A 21,618-nucleotide genomic window follows, 5' to 3' on the forward strand; every position below is an offset into this window, starting at 1 on the left:
ATTCATTCTAAATCTTTACACTTTCCAATGCTTTGGGCAAAAATGTATTCGGGAAAATTTCTCTGGCCTGATCGGTAAATACGGTTAAATCTCCATATCTGTTTGAAAAATGTCCTAAGATCAATTTTCCCACCTGAGCCTTCTTAGCAATTGTTGCGGCTTCCAATGCTGTGGTATGTCCTGTATAATCTGCCATTTCCTTCAGATCATGTAAAAATGTGGATTCATGATAGAGCACCGTTACATTTTTAATAATCGGAATAACACTTTCAAGATAGCGGGTATCACTGCAAAATGCATACGACACTGACGGAGCAGGCTCAAGAGTCAGAATTTCATTTTTAAGAACATAGCCGTCACTCAGTACAAAATCTTTTCCTGCTTTTATATTATGATAATCACAGGTTTCAATTTCACTGTATTTGGCAATTTCTTTCATGTTAAGATGCCTGTCTTTCTGCTTTTCTTTAAAAAGATAGCCATTACAGTAAATCCTGTGATCCAACGGAATAGTATATACCTCTATCCTGTTGTCCTCATATATTTTTTCAGAATAATCTTTGTCCAGCTCATGATAAACCACTTCAAAACCTCGATGGGTTTCTGTAATCTGGAAAATAGTTTCCAGCATCTTTTTTATTCCTTTCGGCCCGTAGACATGCAGCGGTGTATCTCTTCCCAGAAGACGGAAAGAAGCAATAAGTCCCGGAAGTCCAAAACAATGATCTCCGTGAAGATGAGAGATAAAAATATGATTGATCTTTGAAAATCTTGCTTTTGCTTTCCTAAGCTGTACTTGTGTACCTTCTCCACAATCAATCAGGAAGAGTCTTTCTTCCATTTCCAGCAGCTGTGCTGTAGGCGATGTGTTGATGGTTGGGATAGCAGAATTAAAACCTAATATTGTTAAATACGTACTCAAATCAATAATTTATGATAACAAATGTACAACAGAAAATCTAAATGGGTGGTTCACCCTGATATTTAAACTTAATCAGTTACTTTTAAAAAATCCATAAATAGGTCTAACGCCTGTTTACGGTGGCTGATTTTATTTTTGTCTTCAGGATTCATTTCAGCAAAGGTTCTTTCATAACCTTCAGGAACAAAAATCGGATCATATCCGAATCCTTTGAAACCTTTATTTTCAGTCAGTAAATTTCCGTGAACTCTGCCTTCAAAATATTGAGCCCCATTTTCATCATAGTAGCACAGAACCGTCACAAAATAAGCTTTTCTGTTTTCAACACCCTGCATTTCTTCCAATACCTTTTCGATATTTTTGGCAAAATCATGATCTCCCGCATAACGGGCTGAGAAAATCCCAGGTCTTCCGTCTAAAGATTCAACTACCAAACCGCTGTCGTCTCCCAGACTTGGAACTCCGGTTTTCTCAAAACAGTATTTGGCCTTGATCAGGGCATTGGCATGAAAAGAATCTCCGTCTTCTACAATTTCTTCGTGAATGTTGTAATCGGTAAGACTTTTCACAACACAATCACTTCCCAGGATTTGTTGGATTTCTTCTTTTTTATGTTCGTTGTGTGTAGCTACTAATAATTCCATTTCTATATTCATTTTCAATTTTACTTTTTTAGCCTGGTTACTTACATTTCAGCATAATGTACTTTATACTTTTTCATAAAGAGATAGTAGAATAAAGAGAAAAGTACAATTCCAACAGCCAGAATAAGCCATTCTGAAACATGCAGAACCTTTGCAAAACTCTCATCTTTACCGTAAAGCACCAATAGTGATAGGGTTAAATTATTAAATGCATGCAGCAATATCGGCATCAGTAAAGATTTTGTTTTATGATATACCAATCCCAGTACACAGCCCAGCATCACTGCACTGATAAACTGCCATGGATTTCCGTGAACCACCCCAAAAATAATGGAAGCATATAAAATTGCTTTCCATGGTTCTACTCCTTTATTAATCAATCCTTTCTGAATAATTCCCCTGAATATAATTTCCTCAAAAATGGGAGCCATAATTACCGTCATGATAATCATTACAACAGGATTATCCGTCAGTTGACTCATTAATTGGGTAAAATATTCATAAAAATCGCCAAAAAAAGGCCCGGTAGTCGGAATCTGAGCGGCAATAAATTCAGAAATAAACATCATTCCTGCCATCATGGGAAAGATCAGGAGATAGGTAGAGAAATTAACCGATGATAAATTGAAGTTAAGCCTCTTTTGAGTGGTGCGCCTTACAATGAAAAAGTCAAAAAAGGCAATAGCCGTAAGGAATCCTACAGAATTCGCTAGCATCAGAAACCAGTCTTTCAGTTCAAGATTTTCCCGGAAAACAACTTTCCAAAAAGTGCTGAATAAGGAAACAGCCATTGTTCCCACGAATAATCCAACCACCAAAACGACACCGCCAAACCATGTAAACGTAAACTTTGGATATTTGCTATTTTCCATCCTTTCTCTGTAAAAGTTTATGAGAAACAAAGATAATTTTTTTGACTGCTACAGGCAACTAAAAAAGGATTTTCTTATTTTCGTTCCTTTATCCATGAACATCACAAAATGAATACAGAATTTCCATTCCAAAGAATTGAGTCTACAAACAACAGATTAATGACTGTTGTTCTGAATGGGCTTTTCTTTGTGATCTTTATTCCTTTCACTATACTTTTCGTTCTGGGGCCTGTTTACGGAATTTATAAAAGAGGATTTGAAGCAATGATTTATCCCGCATTGGTAGGTTGGGGAATTTCGGCACTTATTTTAATCCCCACAGTCCGTTATTATAGTAGAAAAAGAAAGAAAATAGAAAGTAAAATTGTGGTTGATGAAACCGGACTTTTATTTTATAATGCAAAAGATGAAATTGCAGACCAGATTCTCTATACAGATCTTCGCCCTTCAAAACAAAACTTTGATATCTATATTGTAAATCCTGTAGGATCGGGTATTTCTCCTTTACTAGAACTTACGATCCAATCAGAGAAAAAAGAAGAAATTACAAAACGTATTGACATGAATCTCCCTTTAAAGGTGGTAAAAAATAAATATACTTTGTATGCACATTTCCTGCACGGCATTGTGACTTTCCGCCCTGACTTAACAGTAGATCCTTTTGTTTTTCGTAACTATTCTATTGATACGGAAACATGGAAGGTGAATAGCAAAGGGATTTCTTTGGGAGGCTGGCTTTTAATTCTGGCCACTCTTAGTATTACAGCACTTATATGCGGGCTTGTTTTTTTATTATCTGAAACTCACAATTAATATGACAGAAAAATTCCAGACCATAGAATCCAAAATCAATAAACCCATTACTTATTTTTTAATGGGGATTATCTGGATAGCTGTCATTTTGATTATGGTAGTAATCGGGGTCGTTTTCGATCTTATATACAATAATTTCAGACAATATTTAGAGAATGATCCTGGTATTTTTTTCACACTTCTTATTGCCCAGCTTCTTCTTATATTTTGCTGTATAGCCTTGATAGTGGCTTTAACGTACCGAAAAAAAGAAAAAGCAAGAAAAGTTCTTGTAGATGAGAGAGGAATTACTTTCTACAACAATCAAAATACCATTATTGAAACCATTCTATACATCGATCTTCAGCCAGCCAAAAATCCATCTGACGATGTATATGTCCGAAACACTCAGACTGTAAAATACGGCAAAACAACATTACAGATCTATGTGAAAAATAAAACAGGAGAAATTGTAGCTTCAAGTGTAGACTTTAATTTTGAATTGGTAATTCTAAGCAACCAATATGATTTGTACCGTCATTTTCTAAAAGGAATCCAACATTTTCGTCCTGATCTGAAAATAAGTATGCAGACTATTGAGCAGTATAACCTTAGTTCAGCACCGCAAAAAACTGAATTTGGAATATTTGAATACGTTATGTCTGCCTTTTTTATAATGATTACTGCCGGATTGATCTATGTCTTCATATTATTAATAAAAATGCTTGTTTGACAGATAAGCCCAACTATTCATGGGTTCGCAGCCACATGTATTATTCTCAAACGTGACTATCCATCTATTCTTCTGCTTAATTAACATTGTCTTAATTAAAATTTGAAAACCTCGCAAAAAATCCCGATTTTTGCAACTTCAAAATACGATATGTCAGACTTAATCAAAGAAATACAAAAAAGAAAGACCTTCGGGATCATTTCCCACCCGGATGCCGGAAAAACAACCCTTACAGAAAAGTTACTTCTTTTCGGGGGTGCGATTCAGGAAGCAGGTGCGGTAAAATCCAACAAAATAAAAAAAGGAGCTACCTCCGACTTTATGGAAATTGAAAGACAGAGAGGAATCTCTGTAGCGACTTCCGTATTGGCTTTTGAATATAGAGACCACAAAATCAACATTCTCGATACTCCGGGTCACAAAGACTTTGCTGAAGATACCTACAGAACATTAACGGCTGTAGATTCAGTAATCGTTGTGATTGACGTTGCAAAAGGGGTTGAGGAACAAACTGAAAAACTGGTTAAGGTTTGCAGAATGAGAAACATCCCAATGTTGGTTTTCATCAATAAACTTGACCGTGAAGGTAAAGATGCCTTCGATCTGTTAGACGAAGTAGAACAAAAATTAGGGTTAACAGTCTGCCCGCTTTCTTTGCCAATTGGTATGGGAAGTGACTTTCAGGGAATTTACAATATCTGGGAAAACAATATTCAGCTATTCTTAGAAGAGAAAAAACAGAAAGTTGGGGATTCTATTAAGTTTGACGACATTAATGATACTTCTATTGATGATGTTATTGGTGAAAAAGCAGCAAAAACTTTACGAGAAGAGCTTGATCTGATCCAGTCTGTTTACCCTGAGTTTAATCGTGAGGATTATATGAAAGGTGATCTTCAGCCGGTATTCTTCGGTTCGGCTTTAAATAACTTTGGAGTTCGTGAGTTACTGGATGCTTTCATTGATATTGCACCAATGCCACAGCCAAAAGAAAGTGATACCCGTCTGGTAAAGCCTGAAGAAAGCACTTTCACAGGATTCGTTTTCAAAATCCATGCGAATATGGATCCTAAACACAGAGACAGACTTGCCTTCGTAAAGATTGTTTCCGGAACCTTCAAAAGAAACGAAAATTATTTATTGGTAAGAGAAGGTAAAAAAATGAAATTCTCCTCTCCTAACGCATTCTTTGCTGACAAAAAAGAAGTAGTGGAAGAAAGTTTCCCTGGTGATATCGTGGGCTTACATGATACCGGAAGTTTCAGAATCGGAGATACATTAACTGGTGGAGAAAAATTAAGCTTCAAAGGAATTCCAAGCTTCTCTCCTGAACATTTCCGTTATATCAACAACAATGATCCGTTAAAAGCTAAGCAATTGGCAAAAGGTATTGATCAGTTGATGGATGAAGGGGTTGCACAGCTATTTACGCTTGAGATGAACGGAAGAAAGATCATCGGAACTGTGGGAGCGCTTCAGTACGAGGTTATTCAATACCGTCTGGAACATGAATATGGGGCAAAATGTACGTATGAACCTCTATCCATGCACAAAGCATGTTGGGTAGAAGCTGATGAAAAGTCTGAAGAATTCAAAGAATTTGCAAGATTAAAACAGAGATTCCTGGCAAGAGATAAATACAATCAATTGGTATTCCTTGCAGATTCTTCTTTCACGATTCATATGACCCAGGAAAAATTCCCGAATGTGAAGCTACACTTCATTAGTGAGTTCAGAGAAAATTAATCTGAAATAAAAGAGCAAAATCGCAAAAAGCCGAAATTGTTTTAAATATAGATCCGCAGAAATTTTCTGCGGATTTTTTTATGATAGGGTTTGAAACCACCCCGTCAAAAATTCGTTGAATTTTCGCCACCCCTCCGAAGGATGGGAATCTTCAGTTTCCCAAACTACTATTGAGTAAAAAGACAAAGCTTTAAAATCATTTCAATACCGCAAACTCGGAAAAACGCTTTGTAAATCTTTTGTAAATCAAATACAAAACACTGAAAATATAACAGTTACTATTTTACCAGTACAATACATTTCATTTACAATCTTTACAAGAACTTCCCTTCTAATTTTACTTCATCAAAAAAATTAAACTTATGAAAAAGTTCATCTTACTCGTTGCTATATCAAGCACTTTCATTATGTGTAAAAAAGGAGAAGTTGCACAGGATACAATACATGAAGCGATCCACTCAGCTGACAGCGCTGCTACAGTGGCAACGGAAGCTATTGATAATGCCAATAAAACAGCGGATAAAGTTCTGGACTCTGCCAGTATCAGAATAAAAGATTTTGAAAATACTAAGAACGATATTCAGCAAAAAATAGAAAATACCTCAAAGATGGTAGATTCTTTATCTGAAAAAATAGCAACAACAAAACTGGAATCCAAAATAGAGAAAAGGGATTCCACGGAGAAGAAACCTGAAAAAGTGGCTGCAAAAGCTCCGGCTCCAAAGATTATTAAGGAAACCAAGATCATCTATAAAGACAAACCTAAAAATGACAGTTATGAGCTGAATATGCCTAAAGATAATATGGTAAAATCAGGATATCTTACCATACAAGCAGAAAATACAGAAACAGTAAAGGAAATCATCAGAGAAGAAGCCCATAAAAATAACGGCTATATCAAAAGTGAAAATCTTTCTTACGTGGAATCTGCAAGTCCTCACGGAGAAGATCAAAAAGTCTACAGCCTGGATATCAAAGTTCCTCTCCAGCATTTTGATGGTTTAATGGATGCTATCAGCAGTAATATCGGGGATATTGATACGAAAGACATTCAGGTTTCAGGGCGAAACTATGCCGACAATACCATCTGTACGATCAATATAAATATCCGTGATCAAGAGAAAACAGAAACAGAACCTAAAACTTTCGGTGGAAAATCGTTAGCAGCCATCGAATCAGGCTGGGATGTGATTACTTCTATCTTCCTGTTTATTCTTCCGTTATGGCCTTTGTTTCTCATTGCCGGTATTGGATATTATTTTTATAAAAAGAGAAATAAAAACATTCCGAATAACGACTCTCATTAGATTTCAATCCGTCTTTGGATAGATTTTTAATATTTTTTTAATGAGGTTTAGAATTAAAGTTCGATTCTTATTTTTAATTTTATCAAACATTCAACGGAAGTATTTGTTTATTACAAAAATTCCTCTTAACTTTAAGTATAAGCAAAAGAGAATGAATCTTTGTTATCAAACAGGGTTCAAAAATAAAATTGGAAATTTTATTTCATATATTAATATTTTGTGATTTGGTGTAAAATAAGGCCCTCAGATTGAGAGCCTTATTTGTTTATTTCATATTCACTACTTTGTCTACGACAAACTTTGTGTTTCCTCTCCACGGAAGAGCACCATTGTACTCTTTGTAATGCAGATCAAAGGTTTTTCCACTGTTCGTTTCCAGTTGTTTGAAAACTTGAGGGTCATCTACAGAAAATTCAAACTCATAGCTTGTAATAGTTCCTGTTTTTCCACTTCCGAAGCCTTCCTGAATCAGCTTACCTTCATATGTTTTGAAGACATAGCCTTTTTTCATAGCGTAGTTCAGATATCCGGATTTCACTCCTTCTCCGAAAACGAAATAGTATTTATACCAGACAAATACGCCCAGTAACAGCAGTACAACACCAAGGGTGATCCACAAAGATTTTTTCATAGGTAGTGTGTTTTATAAAATGTTATTTTGCGATGCTTCTTGAGATCACGATTTTCTGAATTTCAGAAGTTCCTTCGTAGATCTGAGTGATTTTTGCATCTCTCATTAATCTTTCTACGTGGTATTCTTTCACGTATCCATATCCACCATGGATCTGTACTGCTTCAATAGTAGTATCCATTGCTACCTGAGAAGAGTATAATTTTGCCATAGCTCCGCTTTCAGAAATATCTTTTCCTGCATCTTTTTCACAAGCTGCTTTGAAACACAACATTCTTGCCGCAGTGATCTGAGTAGCCATATCAGCCAATTTGAATGCAATTGCCTGGTGGTTGATGATTTCAGTTTTGAAAGCTTTTCTTGTTTTAGCATATTTCAAAGCCAGTTCATAAGCCCCTGAAGCAATCCCTAAAGCCTGGGAAGCAATACCAATTCTTCCTCCGTTCAATACGGCCATTGCAAAGTTGAAACCGAATCCGTCAGCACCGATTCTGTTTTCTTTTGGAACTTTTACGTTATTAAAGATCAAAGAATGTGTATCACTTCCTCTGATTCCCAATTTGTCTTCTTTCAATCCGATTTCAAAACCTTCCCATCCTCTTTCTACGATGAAAGCATTGATCCCTTTGTGTTTTTTCTCAGGATCTGTCTGTGCAATTACAATATAATAAGTAGCTGTACCACCATTCGTGATCCAGTTTTTGATCCCGTTTAAAAGGTAGTAATCTCCTTTATCTTCAGCAGTTGTTTTCTGAGAAGTAGCATCAGACCCTGCTTCCGGCTCAGATAATGCAAATGCTCCGATTACCTGTCCGCTTGCCAATGGGGTAAGATATTTTACTTTTTGCTCTTCAGAAGCAAATTTTTCAAGACCGGCACAAACCAATGAGTTGTTTACAGACATTACAACAGCTGCAGAAGCATCTATTTTTGCAATCTCCTCCATCGCAAGCACGTAAGAAACGCTGTCCATACCTGCACCTCCGTATTTTGGATCTACCATCATTCCTAAAAGTCCCATTTCTCCCATTTTCTTCACCTGCTCTGTAGGGAATTTCTGGTCACGGTCTCTTTCAATCACTCCAGGTAATAGTTCATTTTGTGCAAAATCTCTTGCTGCCTGCTGAATCATCAGCTGTTCTTCCGATAAATTAAAGTCCATAAAAAAAATAATTAGATAGCCGTAAATTTACACTTTTTAAGCAAATCTGAAAAAATTAAATTGAAAGCAGAAAAAAGGCACAGAAAATAGAAGTTAGAGCGAGTTTAATGCCAGTGAATGCGTGTTTTGGGATTCGAAATGGTGAGAGATAAAAACAATACCGGATACCTTCAGAACCATAAACATTCACAAATGATCAGTTCAAAATATAAAATCCCTTTTTCAGGGCTTCCGGCCTCCTTTTTGATTCCATATATTATGGTAAGCATTTAACTAATTCCTAATTATTACATTGAAATGTTTTCAATTAAAAAAAATGCTTATATTTAAATTTCTTTATAAATTACGTAAAAAATCATGACGATCAAGAGATTATTCGATATTCCACACTACGCTTTAGAAAAATATCCTAAAACGGATATGTTTGTAACGAAATATCATGGTGAGTGGAAAAAAACTTCTACCCAGGAGTTTATTAATGAGGGAAATAAGATATCCAGAGGATTATTGAAGCTTGGTATAAAACCAGGTGATAAAATCGCTTTGATTACCACCAATTCCCGTACAGAATGGGCTATAATGGATTTCGGACTTTCTCAGATCGGAGTTGTTTCAGTACCTGTTTATCCAAGTATTTCTCCGGAAGATTACGAATTCATCTTCAATAATGCTGAAATTCAATACTGTTTTGTTTCTGATAAAGAACTGTTGAATAAAGTAATGAAAGTAAAACACAATATCCCGAGTTTACAGGGCATTTTTACTTTTGATAATATTAGTGGCGCTGCCAACTGGAGAGAAATTCTTGATCTGGGTAAAGATGAATCTACACAAATTGAAGTGGATGACCTTTCTAACGCGATCAATACGGAAGATCTTGCAACCATTATTTATACTTCCGGAACTACCGGAAGACCGAAAGGAGTAATGCTTACTCATAATAATATTGTTTCCAACGTATTGGGAGCCATTCCGAGAATTCCCAAGAAAAGAAGTCTGGATTATAAGGAAACAAGAGCATTAAGCTTCCTTCCTATCTGCCATATTTTTGAAAGAATGCTGTTTTATCTGTATCAGTACAACGGTTTTTCTCTTTATTTTGCGGAAAGCATTGAGAAAATGGGTGAAAACGTAAAAGAAGTGAAGCCTCATTATATGACGGTAGTACCAAGGCTGGTAGAAAAAGTATATGACAAAATTTACAATACAGGATCTTCTGCAGGAGGATTAAAATCAAAAATATTCTTCTGGGCACTGAACTTAATCAGTAAGAAGAAAACCATTTCAAAGCCATCCGGACTTCAGGAAATCATTGCAGATAAATTGGTATTTTCCAAATGGAGAGAAGGTTTAGGAGGTGAGATTGTGACATTGGTTTCAGGATCTGCGGCATTGTCTACCAGGCTTAACTTAATGTTCCAGAATGCGGGAATTCCTATTTTGGAAGGGTATGGTTTAACAGAAACCTCTCCGGTAATTTCGGTCAACAGCTTTGATAAGATGAAAGTGGGAACCGTAGGGATTCCATTGGATAATTTAAAAGTTAAAATTCAGGAAGACGGTGAAATTACGGTAAAAGGACCTTCTGTATTTAAAGGATATTTCCAGAATGAAGAAATGACAAAAGAAGCCTTCACAGAAGATGGTTTCTTCAAAACCGGAGATATCGGACATTTGGATGGTGACGGATTTTTACAGATCACGGACCGTAAGAAAGAAATGTTCAAGACATCGGGTGGGAAATATATTGCTCCTCAAACGATTGAAAATTTAGCAAAAGCCTCTAAATTCATAGAGCAGATCATGGTTGTGGGTGATGGTGAAAAGATGCCGTGTGCTTTGGTACAGCCTGATTTTGAATTTGCAAAAAGCTGGGCTATGAGAAACAACCTGAATATCGGTTCCACACCGGAGGAGATTGCGAAAAGCCCAGAACTTAAGCAAAGGATTGAAAAAGAGATTGACGGCATCAACGAGCACCTTGGAAACTGGGAGAAAATCAAAAAAATTGAGCTTACTCCTGAAATATGGAGCATTGAAAGCGGATTGCTTACTCCAACCTTAAAACTGAAAAGAAAAGCGGTAAAAGAGAAATTTATTGCTTTGTATAATAAGATGTACGATCATCAGGATTAAAATACGATCAGCCGCTTCATTTTGAAGCGGTTTTTTTTATGTTTTGGCTAAAGCCGATAAGGAAAGTTTGTTTTTGATTAAACGGGCTGAAGCCCGTTTCTATGGATGACTCTTCATTAAGTTTTTTAATCCAATTACAACACAACCTTTGTCATTCCGAAGGAATCTTTATCATGTTAAAAGAATGTGCAGAGATTCCTACGGAATGACAAAGCCCCTATTAAAGTTGCTTTACTCCAAGAGAGGCAGATTTATATTCAGATCAAATAAAAAAAGCTGTCTCATCTCTGAAACAGCTTTTATATTTTTAAAAATCAATAATTAGAATTTAATTACAGATTTCATTTTTTCGTTTTCCTCGATTACCAATTCGTCATCAACAAGGATTTTCCCAGAGTGCTCATCAATAATGATTTTCTTTCTCTGAGCAATTTCCATCTGCTTTTGAGGAGGGATTGTGAAGAAAGATCCTTTTGGAGCTCCTCTTTCTAATCCTACTACAGCAAGACCGTTGATAGAGTTTGTTCTGATTCTGTTGTAAGAAGCTAATAATCTCTCATCGATTTTACCTGCGAATTCTTTAGACTGCTCTATAAGATATTCTTCTTCTTTCTGAGTTTCAGAGATCAAACCATCCAATTCTTCTTTCTTGAATTTCAAGTGGCTTTTCAAATCGTCGATCTTAGCATTCAGTTCGCTTAAAGTTTCGTTTTTGTGAGCAATTTTAGCTCCGAATTCTTTAATTCTTTTTTCAGCAAGCTGAATTTCCAGATCCTGGAATTCCATTTCCTTCCCTAATGCTTCAAACTCTTTATTGTTTCTTACATTATCCTGCTGAGATTTGTATTTCTCAATTAAAGTTTTAGCATGGTTAATTACTTCATGCTTTGTTTTGATCTGATCGTCCTGATCTTTGATATCAGCATGAAATTTTTCAGCTCTTTTTTCAAGACCTTCAATCTCGATTTCAAGATCTTCAACTTCAATTGGCAATTCTCCTCTAGTATTTCGGATTTCATCCAATCTTGAATCAATGATCTGTAAATCGTATAAAGCTCTTAATTTTTCTTCAACTGAAATATCGTTGGTTTTTGCCATATTTAAATGAAATAATTTACTGGGTTTGTTTTTTCAATAGATTTTGAAATTGCAAATGTACTAAATTTTTGTGATAAAATTTCAAATAATTGTTGAGTAACAAATTGTTCTGACTCGTAATGTCCTATATCACAGATCAACATTTTAGACTCCGCTAAAAAATAGTCGTGATATTTAAGATCTCCGGTAAGATAAGCATCACATTTCTTGGCTGCTGCCGATCGTATTCCACTGGCTCCGGAGCCTCCTAAAACTCCTACTCTTCTAATTTTTTTATTATTGAAGGAGGAATGTTTTATCACTTCCAGCCCAAATTTTTCTTTTACCAATCCAAGGAAATCCTTTTCATCCATTTCCACTTCCAGATCACCATACATTCCCAATCCGGCATGATGATTTTTATTATCAAGACTATACACCTGATGCGCTACTTCTTCATAAGGGTGTGCAGCCTTCATAGCACCTACAATCTGTCCCTGTTTAAAGCTTTCAAAAATCACAGAAATCATATCTTCATCTGCATTTTCACGAATTCCCTGCTGTCCGGAAAATGGATTTGAACCTTCTACCGGCCTGAAGGTTCCGTTGCCATTCACTGTAAAACTGCAATCATCATAAAATCCGATATTTCCTGCTCCGGCAGAGAACATGGCTTCTTTTACCTTTTCCGAATATTCTTTAGGAACAAAAACCGTTAACTGTTTTAAATTATTTTCTTTAGGCTGAAGAATCTTCATATTGCTGAGTCCTAATTGACTGCATATTCCGTGGTTTACCCCAAAGAAATCATTATCAAATGCGGTATGGATGGCATAGATGGCTATTTTATTTTCAATAGCTTTTAAAACAGCTCTCTCTACATAGTTTTTTCCCGTTAAAGATTTTAGTCCGGAAAATATAATGGGATGAAAACAAACAATCAGATTACAATTTCTCTCAATGGCCTCTTCTACTACATTTTCCAGAGCATCATGACAAACCAGAATTCCGGATACATCGCGGTCATAAACACCACACAACAATCCTACATTATCAAAATCTTCAGCCTGTCTGATACTGATCTCTTCTTCAATTTTTGCAATTACAGTTTTTAGCTTCATTAATTTATATTTTACGGTTACAGCGAAGATATTAATTTTACTAAAAATCCGGAAAAATTTCTACAGCAATAAAAAAACCGGCTTTCTCCGGCCGGCTTAATTTGATATTAGAAAGAATTAAATAAGACTGTTAATCTTTGAACAGTGATACCCTTGTAAAGGACTCTACCACAACACTACAGCTTATATCGGATTCCATAAAGAGCTGATACCCTTTCCCCGGATCAAGACTTGCAGGGTCTGCAATGGTATAGAAATAAAAAGTAAGAATGTTACCTGTTCCACTTGATCCACTTGGAACCAACTGGATAGAGTTAACTTCAAAACCGGAATCAGGATTTTTAAAAGTAGCTTTTACTGATCCTGAAGAGTTGGAGCCAGGAGTGATCGTAGAGATTACTCTCCAGACATGGACCTGGCCGTTAATTTCATTTTCTCTCCATTTACCCGTAGCCGAAATATAAATATTGGAGGTCACTCCGGGAAAGGGAACAGTTGTTTCCGGCCAGCTTGTCGTAGGGCTTGCAGCAAAGACTAATGGTACAGCATAGAGAACTTGTTGTCTTGGGCCGTAACCGCTACCTGCAGCACTTAAACTGAATGAGGGTTTTACATTTGCGTTTCCAGAATTTATTTTAACGACACCGTCGTTACCAGCCTGAGAAGATGTGGGAACAAAAAGCTGTCTCCAGAGGGTACCATCCCAATACTGGAAGTTATTCGTTGTCGTATTAAAAATAAGGGTTCCTGCGGTAAGGTTAGCGTTTACGACACCTGCAGGAGGTACTGTGGAAACGTCATTATCAGCCAGGTTGGTATCCCGGTCAGTATCTGTAAGGCGAGGAATGAGGATTCCTTTCTGGTTGGAAACTATATCCAACACTGCAGCACCATTCGGTGATGAAGTATTGATCCCAACCTGAGCATGCACAAAACTGCTTATGAAAAACAGAATAAACAAGGTTAAAATTTTTCTCATGATATAAAGCTTTTGTAGAATAAAATTACGAATACGGCTTATAAGAATGTTAAAAAAAACATTTTTATATGTCATATTTTATTCGTATTTTGTTAAATATAACACTCTGAAAAACACACAATTAAGTACCAATAATTCACTTTTTGATGACGAATTTTATTTTAACATTTGCAGGATTCTTTTAACAGTCATATATTTACCCTATACTTTATAGAAATTATTAACTTCGCTGTGAAATAACCTTATATAAATGGAAAGAGAACATAATCTTATTCCTGAGGACACTCTTTGGAAAAGATTCCTTTACCGGATAATTTATCGCTCCGATACGAAGCTTGGAAAACTGTTCGACATCATATTATTGTCTTTAATTATGGCAAGTACTGCTATTATTATGATGGAAAGTGTCCCAAAGCTTGATAAAAGATTCCATTATACTTTTTTGATTCTTGAATGGGTAATCTCTGTTTTCTTCACCCTGGAATATTCTATGCGGATTGCAGTGGTAAAAAATAAGCGGAATTATATATTCAGTTTTTTCGGAGTTATTGATTTTCTGGCGCTGGTTCCTTTTTTCCTTAGCTTTTTCTTCCCTATTACCAAATACTTCCTGATTTTCAGAATGTTGAGAATGCTGAGGATTTTCAGGATTTTCAATTTGCTGGATTTCATGAATGATGGATATTTAATTGTAAGGGCTTTAAAAAACAGTTCGAGAAAAATTTATATCTTCCTTTTGTTCCTGATTATTTTTTCAGTCATTGTAGGCTCCCTTATGTTTATGGTAGAAGGCGGAAGACAAGGTTTTGAAACAATCCCCCAATCCATTTACTGGGCAGTGGTTACGGTAACCACTGTAGGATATGGTGATGTATCGCCTATTACGCCTTTAGGGAAGTTTTTTGCGGTTGTTCTGATGCTGGCCGGTTATTCCATCATCGCAGTTCCCACTGGTATTGTAACCGCAGAAATGAGAAACAAAAGACAAAACCTTGAACTGGTGTGCGAACGCTGCGGGAATGAAGATATTGATGATGATGCAAGGTATTGTAAGAAATGTGGCAAGAAATTAGCTTAATATTAGTATAAATAAAATTTATTCACCAAATACCACAAAATCATGGAACCGAAACAGAAAAACAAACCCAATAGCTTAGTGATTATTCTTTTTGCACTGATTGTGCTGATGATCATCATCTACTTTATATTAGTCATGTTCTTCCCTACTGTTTTTGATCTTATGAATAAGGGAGATATACAACCCGTACCCAATAAATAAAGAACAATGGGTAATACTCCATCATCAGTGATGGCCACAGGATAAAATATAAAAGAAGAGCAGAATATTCTGTTCTTCTTTTTTTATAAATACTTTCAAAGTCAAAATCCCAGCTCCCATAAAAAAGACGGATCATAATGACCCGTCCCCTTCTTTTTATTTAAATGATGAATTATTTTTTAATCGCCTTGATCGTCTGTTTAGATCCGTCTTTCATTTCCAGTGTTATTAAATAAACACCCTGCATTAGATCTCTTAAATGAATCACAGATTCAGGGTTTGCAATTGTTTTTACCAATCTTCCTGTAGCATCTGTTACTGATACATTTTTCACTTTTTTAATATCGGAGATATTCAATACGTCTGTAAACGGATTAGGATAAACCTGAATACTGTTTTTCGCTACAGCCGTTTCAGCTGTTGCCAGATTCGCGTTGTTAATACTAATATCATCTATATAAAGATTATACTGATCCGGATCTGAATAAGCATTAAATCCAAAGAAATATATTCCTGTTGTAGGAACTGTAAATGTTATAGATTCTGTATGAGCCATTTCATCATTAATTGAAGGATAATCTGCTATAGATCCTGTCATCGCTGATGCATCAGGTGATGTTCCATAGGCAACTTTCAATTTTTCAACATAAGTTGAAGAGTTATTACCATACTTATAACTGATTGTATACTGCACTCCTGCTGTCAGATTCAACCCTTGGGTAAAGAACCATGCATTTCCGGAATTGGAAGAGTTATAATGATAATTTAACACATTGGTAGTGAATCCCTGACTATCAGAAGGAGGATCCATTGTTTCCCAGTTATTTCCTGTTCCTGCATTAACATTGATTGTACAGCCAGGAAGAGCTGGAACGGTAACGTTTTCAAAATCTACCGTATAAGGAAGGTTCACACTTGAACACAATGTCATAAATGTAGCAGAATCACTCCATACACTTTTGCTTGTTGCACTACATGCAGATCTTACCCACACATAATAAGCAGTGGAAGGCGCTAAGCCAGGAATATTATAAGTAGCCGCCGTAATTCCTGTAAAATTAGGTGTACTTGTAGCTGTAGGCGCTGTATTGGTTGTGCTGTAATAAATATCATATCCGTTTGCAGGTACAGGAGTAGCTGCCGTCCATGAAACTGTAGCTCCTCCGGCCGTAATATTTGAAACAACTAAGGCATTAGGTTCACTACAAGCTGGTGCTACATCTATATTAATATCATCCACATACAATTGATTCATATTCGCATCAGAATATGCCTGGAATCCAAAATAATAAACTCCCGTGGTAGTGGGTGTGAAGTTTGCAAAAGCACTTGTTGCTGTACTGGAAACAATATTTGAGTGATCTGCTAATGTATTGGTCATTCCTGCGCCTGTAGCTGAAGTTCCGTAGGCTACCTTTAGCTTTTCTACGTATACCATTCCTTCTGCATTTGCATATTTATATTTAATTCTATAGGTTACTCCTGCAGTAAGGTTAATACCGTTGGTAAAAAACCAGGTATCAGCATTATCGGCATAGTCATAAGAATATTGAAGGACATTTCCTGTAAATCCTTGAGCATCCAGATCACCTGTCTCCCACAGATTTCCTGAACCGTCATTCACTACTGAAGTACAGCTCGGCATATCAGGTGGAGTTATACTTTCGAAGTCCAATGCATATGGCACCCCTACAGAAACACAGGATGTCATAAATGTTGCCATTTGAGACCACGCGCTCTTATTTGAAGTACTGCATACAGAACGCACCCACACATGGTAAGTAGTGGCTGCTGCAAGTGAAGGCAGATCGGCAGTTAATCCACTGCTTGTCCCGGAAACCACTACGGAAGCAGCAGGATATGTACTGGAGGTTGAATAATAATATTCGTATCCGCTGCCCGGAGCAGAAGACGGAGCAGTCCATCCCACCTGAGCAGAATTTGCTGTAACTGCGGATACCGTTAATGCAGATGGTGCAAAACAAGTTGGAACCGCACCAATAACTACTGTATAATCATGAGCTTCTCCATATCCATCAGTATTACAAGGAATAGGATCACTGGAGAACCTGTCTCCCACTCTCATTCTGTAAGTACCAGGAGTAACGGTAGAAGGAATTGTGATAAGCCCTGAGGTAATATTGTTTGCCCCTACAAGAGTACTACTCGCAGAAGCTACAAGTTCCGGAGCTGCATCATCAAAAGTTCCGTCGTTATTAAAATCTATCCAAACACGTACATTCTGATCACTGTAGCCATGTTTAACACTAAAATCATAACTTAAACCTGCACTAAGGTTAATTGTCATAGAAGTGTAATCTCCATATGCATCAGTAGAACAGCCTGTATCAGGATGATCAAATCCGGCACCCGGAATTGCAAAAGAATCTATCACATCTCCTCCACTACACCCACTAGCAAACGCTGGCGTACAGTATGTCTGTGCGGAGGATAAAAAGCCGGCCATTAAGAAACCAACAAGTAAAAAATTTCTCATATAAAAAACAGTATTAGTTAATCAAATCTAGTGAAAATCAGCAATAAAAAAAATATTTTTTTAATTATCTCATAACGAATTAAACTTTTCCTTTAACAAAAGATAATTTCACCTATAAAAAAAGAGACTACTCAAATTGAGCAGCCTCTTCTTCTTATTTTTAAGAAATTATTTTTATCTCTTAATTGCCTTAACGGTTTGTTTAGATCCGTCTTTCATATTCAAAACGACTAAATACAATCCTTCTTTAAGATCTCTCAATTGAAGTTCAGAAGAAGGTTTTTCAATAGTTTTAATCAATCTTCCGGAAACATCAATGATTGAAACAGATTTCACTTTAGACACATCCGAGATCGTTAATGTATCAATAAATGGATTAGGATATACGTTAATCTTATCTGCTTTCACAGAAGTTTCAGAAGTCGCTAAATTAGGATTTTGTTTGATTTCAACATTATCCAAAAGAAGATCATCATAGTAATATCCGTTACCACTTACATTTTTATCAACAGTAAATCTCACCTGAATAGTAGCTCCGATATAAGAAGCAGCTAAAGGAACACTCACTGTTCTCCATTGATTTAAGTTTGTGTTATCTGTAAAAATAACTACCCAACCGTTCCCATCGTTTACCTCTACGGTAAGTTTATTATTATCATAACTTGAAGGCGAAACTGTAGTAGTAGATACTGTAGAATGATTTTTAAACCAATCAAAAGAAACAAGCGGTGCTGTTAAACCTGTTAAATTTACAGAAGGAGTAACCAATTGTACAGTATTTGTACCAGCTCCTGCATAAGGTGAGCTAGCATCTACCCATGCATAGGTACCTGCAGCTTTTCCGTTATTAGCAGGGCTTGCACCATAGTCTGCAGATCCTGCAAATTTCCAGAAAAGGGTTGCATCAGTAGTTGTTGCTGTAGGATTTACATTATTCCAACAGTTTGGTGCTGCTCCATTATCAAAGGTTTGAGTAAAAGGTGCCATAGCAGTTCCACAAAGTGTATTAAATGTAGCAGCAATGCTCCATGCACTCTTATCAGAACCACTACATACTGATCTTACCCATACATAATATGTAGTAGAAGGAGACAGCCCGGCTAAAGGAGCTGAAGTGGTAGTACTTGTTCCTGAAGCTGTAGTAGAGGCAGTAGGAGCCGTACTGTTTGGCGAATAATAATATTCATATCCGTTTCCAGGAGCAGCAGCTGGTGCAGTCCATGAAATACTTGCTCCATTGGTAGTAATTGCAGATACCGTAACTCCTGATGGTTCTGAACAAGTAGGAGTAACATCTATATTAATATCATCAACATAGATTTGATTCATATTAGCAGCAGAATACGCCTGGAATCCAAAATAGTAAACCCCGGTTGCACTTGGTGTAAAGTCTACAAAAGTAATTACAGCAGTTCCTCCGATAATATTCGCATGATCCGCTAAAGTATTTGTCATTCCAGCACTTGTAGCTGAAGATCCGTAAGCAACTTTTACTTTTTCTGGGTACTGTGTTGTTCCGGTTGCATTAGCATATTTATATTTGATTCTGTAGCTAACTCCGGAAGTAAGATTTAAACCTTGTGTAAAGAACCATGTATTGGCAGCATTACTACTGTTATATGAATAGTTAAGCACTTTCCCTGTAAAGCCAGTTGGAGCCGTTGCAGTTTTCCATACATTTCCTGAACCACTATTAATAGCAGTTGTACAATTTGGTAAAGCTGGTGTTGTAACACTATCAAAATCTAAAGCATATGGTAAATTAGATGATGTACACGCTGTTTGGAAAGATCTCACTGTACACGCTGTAGCAGGCCCTGTAATATTAGCTGTATAGGCTGTTACAGAATAATAGTAGGTACTGGAATAATTCAAAGGTGTAGAGAAAACATAAGAGCTGCTAGTTCCACCAGCAATATCCATATCTAAAACATCATTTGCTCCTGAAGTTGTTCCTACTTTTAATTTATAACCTGAAGCCCCATTTATTGCAGTCCAAGTTATGGTAGGCGTTACACTTACTCCTGTAGCACTGGATGCAGGCGCTGTAACTGTAGGACAAAGACCTAATGTTGTGAAGTTTGCTGAACTTGACCATATCCCTTTATCTGTTCCGTTACAATTTCCTCTTACCCAATAATAATACTGAGTTGAAGGAGTCAAACCGGATAAATCTGCAGTTGTTACTCCTGCACCTACAGAACCTGAAGGCGTCACCGTTGCATTAGGGGTAGTTGAAGATGTAGAATAATAATACTCATATCCATTCCCTGGAGGCGTTGTTGAAGCTGTCCAGCTAATCGTTGCAAACTCAGGAGTTAAAGCTGAGGAAGAAAGACCGGTTACTGTACTTGCACAGTTTGGTGTAGTGGTAAAAGATCCTGCGGATGCATATCCACTTCCTGATCCGGCAGCATTTGGAATATGAGAGTAAATAGATTGAGCTGCCCCATTTAAAGCCTGAACCTGAACCTGATAAGTTGTATTCTGAGTCAGTCCATTAATGGTAGCAGTAGCAGCGGATACCGGGTTACCACTGTAATTAGTCCAGTCGCAGCTTCCAATCGCTCTATATTGAACATTATAAGTCGTTGCATCTGTCGGAGCAGTCCAATTGATCGTTGCTGCATTATTGGTTATTGCGGTTGCAGCAGCAAAAGTTCTTACCGGAGCTTGCGTACCAGGCGCCCATGAATATTGCAGCCCAGCCGGGATTTTAACACTTGCATTGGTTGTGCTTGAGAAAATCATAGTACTGTTATTAGCACTCGCTGTAACAGCTTTAGACCAATCGCAGGTAGTTCCAGATGGTACATTTCCAATCATCAGGGAATTTACATTGGATGCATAAGTAGTACTGTTTCCTCTTATCCCTACCTGTGGTGTACTGCCTGAAGTACTGGTACCCGGATCTGTACAGTTTCCGTAGATCACCTTTATTTCACCTGTAGCGTAAACCAACCTGATCTGAAAATTTAATTTTTCAGTAGATCTGTTATGGTAGTTAGCATGATCCTGCCACTGTACCACGAATTCAGTTCCAAGATCCTCATATCTCACCTCATGGTTTCCTGCTGGCTGCGGTGAATCTGTTGATAAAAATCCTCCATCCTGTCCAAAAGCAGAAATTGCTCCTGTAGTTGATCCCAAACTTGACATTGGAGTATAGTTTGTTCCTGAAGGTGCCGCTCCAAATGTTATAAATCCATTGGCGCTCACATAGCATGTTGTCATGGCAACACCGCCAAAGTTAAAAGGCGATGATAGAGGAATTGCGGCAGATACCTCATTGTCATACGTTGTATTAGTTCCGGTAGGGAATAATTTTGTACCTCCCGTAATTGAGGTATAAGCCACCCCGGTACTTTTCGAAAAAGTATAGTTGGCGACATTAGTTTGTGCAAAAACTCCCATACTTAAGGAAGCCAAGCACGATAGTAGTAATTTCTTCATAAAATAGTAATAATAAAAGTTAGGGCGGTAAATTTATAAATATTAATTTAAATTTTAAATGAAAAATTAAAAAATATCATAAAATTTTAAACAAAAACAATTAAAATCAACAGTAAAACCCAATAAAACCAAACGTTTATTTAATTTTAATAACTATTTCATAATTCATGGAAAAATAACAAAACACTGAAAATCAAATATTTAAATTAGCATATAATTAAAATAGACTTCAGAAAATTTTTCTATTTAACATAAAAAATTATTTAA

At 36.7% G+C, this 21,618-nt stretch carries 17 protein-coding genes; 7 read left to right on the forward strand and 10 right to left on the reverse strand.

Annotated elements, in window-relative coordinates:
* Nucleotides 1-7: 7 nt before the first annotated feature.
* The 3 genes from ODR02_RS02345 to ODR02_RS02355 all read right to left on the reverse strand — a co-directional run bounded on the left by ODR02_RS02345 (nucleotide 8) and on the right by ODR02_RS02355 (nucleotide 2,438).
* Nucleotides 8-922 carry a ribonuclease Z gene (locus tag ODR02_RS02345; RefSeq protein WP_309511502.1) on the reverse strand — a complete coding sequence of 305 codons (915 nt, stop codon included), beginning with the start codon at nucleotides 920-922 and terminating at the stop codon, nucleotides 8-10.
* Between the two features lie 68 nt (nucleotides 923-990).
* A complete protein-coding gene (gene rdgB / locus ODR02_RS02350; RefSeq protein ID WP_408914853.1) occupies nucleotides 991-1,566 on the reverse strand; it encodes an RdgB/HAM1 family non-canonical purine NTP pyrophosphatase in 576 nt (191 codons plus the stop codon).
* Nucleotides 1,567-1,607: 41 nt separating this feature from the next.
* On the reverse strand, nucleotides 1,608-2,438 hold the full coding sequence (locus ODR02_RS02355) for a CPBP family intramembrane glutamic endopeptidase (RefSeq protein WP_309511503.1): 831 nt from the start codon (nucleotides 2,436-2,438) through the stop codon (nucleotides 1,608-1,610).
* Nucleotides 2,439-2,546: 108 nt separating this feature from the next.
* On the opposite strand from ODR02_RS02355, the gene ODR02_RS02360 reads away from it, so the two are divergent.
* The 4 genes from ODR02_RS02360 (at nucleotide 2,547) to ODR02_RS02375 (ending at nucleotide 7,016) form a co-directional block, all read left to right on the forward strand.
* Nucleotides 2,547-3,251, forward strand: coding sequence for a hypothetical protein (locus ODR02_RS02360; protein ID WP_309511504.1), 705 nt, complete (start codon nucleotides 2,547-2,549; stop codon nucleotides 3,249-3,251).
* A 1-nt stretch (nucleotide 3,252) separates the two neighbouring features.
* Nucleotides 3,253-3,963, forward strand: a complete 711-nt coding sequence (locus ODR02_RS02365) for a hypothetical protein (protein ID WP_309511505.1) — start codon at nucleotides 3,253-3,255, stop codon at nucleotides 3,961-3,963.
* Between the two features lie 150 nt (nucleotides 3,964-4,113).
* Nucleotides 4,114-5,709, forward strand: a complete 1,596-nt coding sequence (locus ODR02_RS02370) for a peptide chain release factor 3 (protein ID WP_309511506.1) — start codon at nucleotides 4,114-4,116, stop codon at nucleotides 5,707-5,709.
* Between the two features lie 362 nt (nucleotides 5,710-6,071).
* Nucleotides 6,072-7,016, forward strand: a complete 945-nt coding sequence (locus ODR02_RS02375; protein WP_309511507.1) for a DUF4349 domain-containing protein — start codon at nucleotides 6,072-6,074, stop codon at nucleotides 7,014-7,016.
* Between the two features lie 265 nt (nucleotides 7,017-7,281).
* Here the strand turns inward: ODR02_RS02375 and ODR02_RS02380 are convergent, their stop codons facing one another.
* Nucleotides 7,282-7,647 (reverse strand): hypothetical protein, encoded by a 366-nt coding sequence (locus tag ODR02_RS02380; protein ID WP_309511508.1) that lies wholly within the window; start codon nucleotides 7,645-7,647, stop codon nucleotides 7,282-7,284.
* 22 nt (nucleotides 7,648-7,669) lie between these two features.
* Nucleotides 7,670-8,809: an acyl-CoA dehydrogenase family protein gene (locus ODR02_RS02385; protein WP_209785332.1), complete on the reverse strand. Its 1,140-nt coding sequence runs from the start codon at nucleotides 8,807-8,809 to the stop codon at nucleotides 7,670-7,672.
* 357 nt (nucleotides 8,810-9,166) lie between these two features.
* Between ODR02_RS02385 and ODR02_RS02390 the strand changes: the two genes are divergently transcribed.
* Entirely contained in the window at nucleotides 9,167-10,945 is a 1,779-nt protein-coding gene (locus tag ODR02_RS02390) for an AMP-dependent synthetase/ligase (protein ID WP_209785333.1), read from the forward strand.
* A 321-nt stretch (nucleotides 10,946-11,266) separates the two neighbouring features.
* Here the strand turns inward: ODR02_RS02390 and ODR02_RS02395 are convergent, their stop codons facing one another.
* The 3 genes from ODR02_RS02395 to ODR02_RS02405 all read right to left on the reverse strand — a co-directional run bounded on the left by ODR02_RS02395 (nucleotide 11,267) and on the right by ODR02_RS02405 (nucleotide 14,122).
* Complete coding sequence (locus tag ODR02_RS02395; protein ID WP_209785334.1) at nucleotides 11,267-12,043, reverse strand: zinc ribbon domain-containing protein; 777 nt, start codon at nucleotides 12,041-12,043, stop codon at nucleotides 11,267-11,269.
* Nucleotides 12,044-12,045: 2 nt separating this feature from the next.
* Entirely contained in the window at nucleotides 12,046-13,143 is a 1,098-nt protein-coding gene (locus ODR02_RS02400) for a Nif3-like dinuclear metal center hexameric protein (protein WP_309511509.1), read from the reverse strand.
* Nucleotides 13,144-13,273: 130 nt separating this feature from the next.
* On the reverse strand, nucleotides 13,274-14,122 hold the full coding sequence (locus ODR02_RS02405; protein WP_309511510.1) for a hypothetical protein: 849 nt from the start codon (nucleotides 14,120-14,122) through the stop codon (nucleotides 13,274-13,276).
* A gap of 250 nt (nucleotides 14,123-14,372) precedes the next feature.
* Between ODR02_RS02405 and ODR02_RS02410 the strand changes: the two genes are divergently transcribed.
* Complete coding sequence (locus ODR02_RS02410; protein ID WP_309511511.1) at nucleotides 14,373-15,200, forward strand: ion transporter; 828 nt, start codon at nucleotides 14,373-14,375, stop codon at nucleotides 15,198-15,200.
* 42 nt (nucleotides 15,201-15,242) lie between these two features.
* Entirely contained in the window at nucleotides 15,243-15,401 is a 159-nt protein-coding gene (locus ODR02_RS02415) for a hypothetical protein (protein ID WP_165791728.1), read from the forward strand.
* 172 nt (nucleotides 15,402-15,573) lie between these two features.
* Here the strand turns inward: ODR02_RS02415 and ODR02_RS02420 are convergent, their stop codons facing one another.
* Both ODR02_RS02420 and ODR02_RS02425 read right to left on the reverse strand, forming a co-directional pair.
* Nucleotides 15,574-17,898, reverse strand: coding sequence for a GEVED domain-containing protein (locus ODR02_RS02420; RefSeq protein WP_309511512.1), 2,325 nt, complete (start codon nucleotides 17,896-17,898; stop codon nucleotides 15,574-15,576).
* Nucleotides 17,899-18,072: 174 nt separating this feature from the next.
* Nucleotides 18,073-21,351, reverse strand: coding sequence for a fibronectin type III domain-containing protein (locus ODR02_RS02425; RefSeq protein ID WP_209785339.1), 3,279 nt, complete (start codon nucleotides 21,349-21,351; stop codon nucleotides 18,073-18,075).
* Between the last annotated feature and the right edge of the window lie 267 nt (nucleotides 21,352-21,618).

Origin of the sequence: Chryseobacterium sp. CFS2 (assembly GCF_036543225.1) — a bacterium.
Taxonomy (GTDB): domain Bacteria; phylum Bacteroidota; class Bacteroidia; order Flavobacteriales; family Weeksellaceae; genus Chryseobacterium; species Chryseobacterium culicis_A.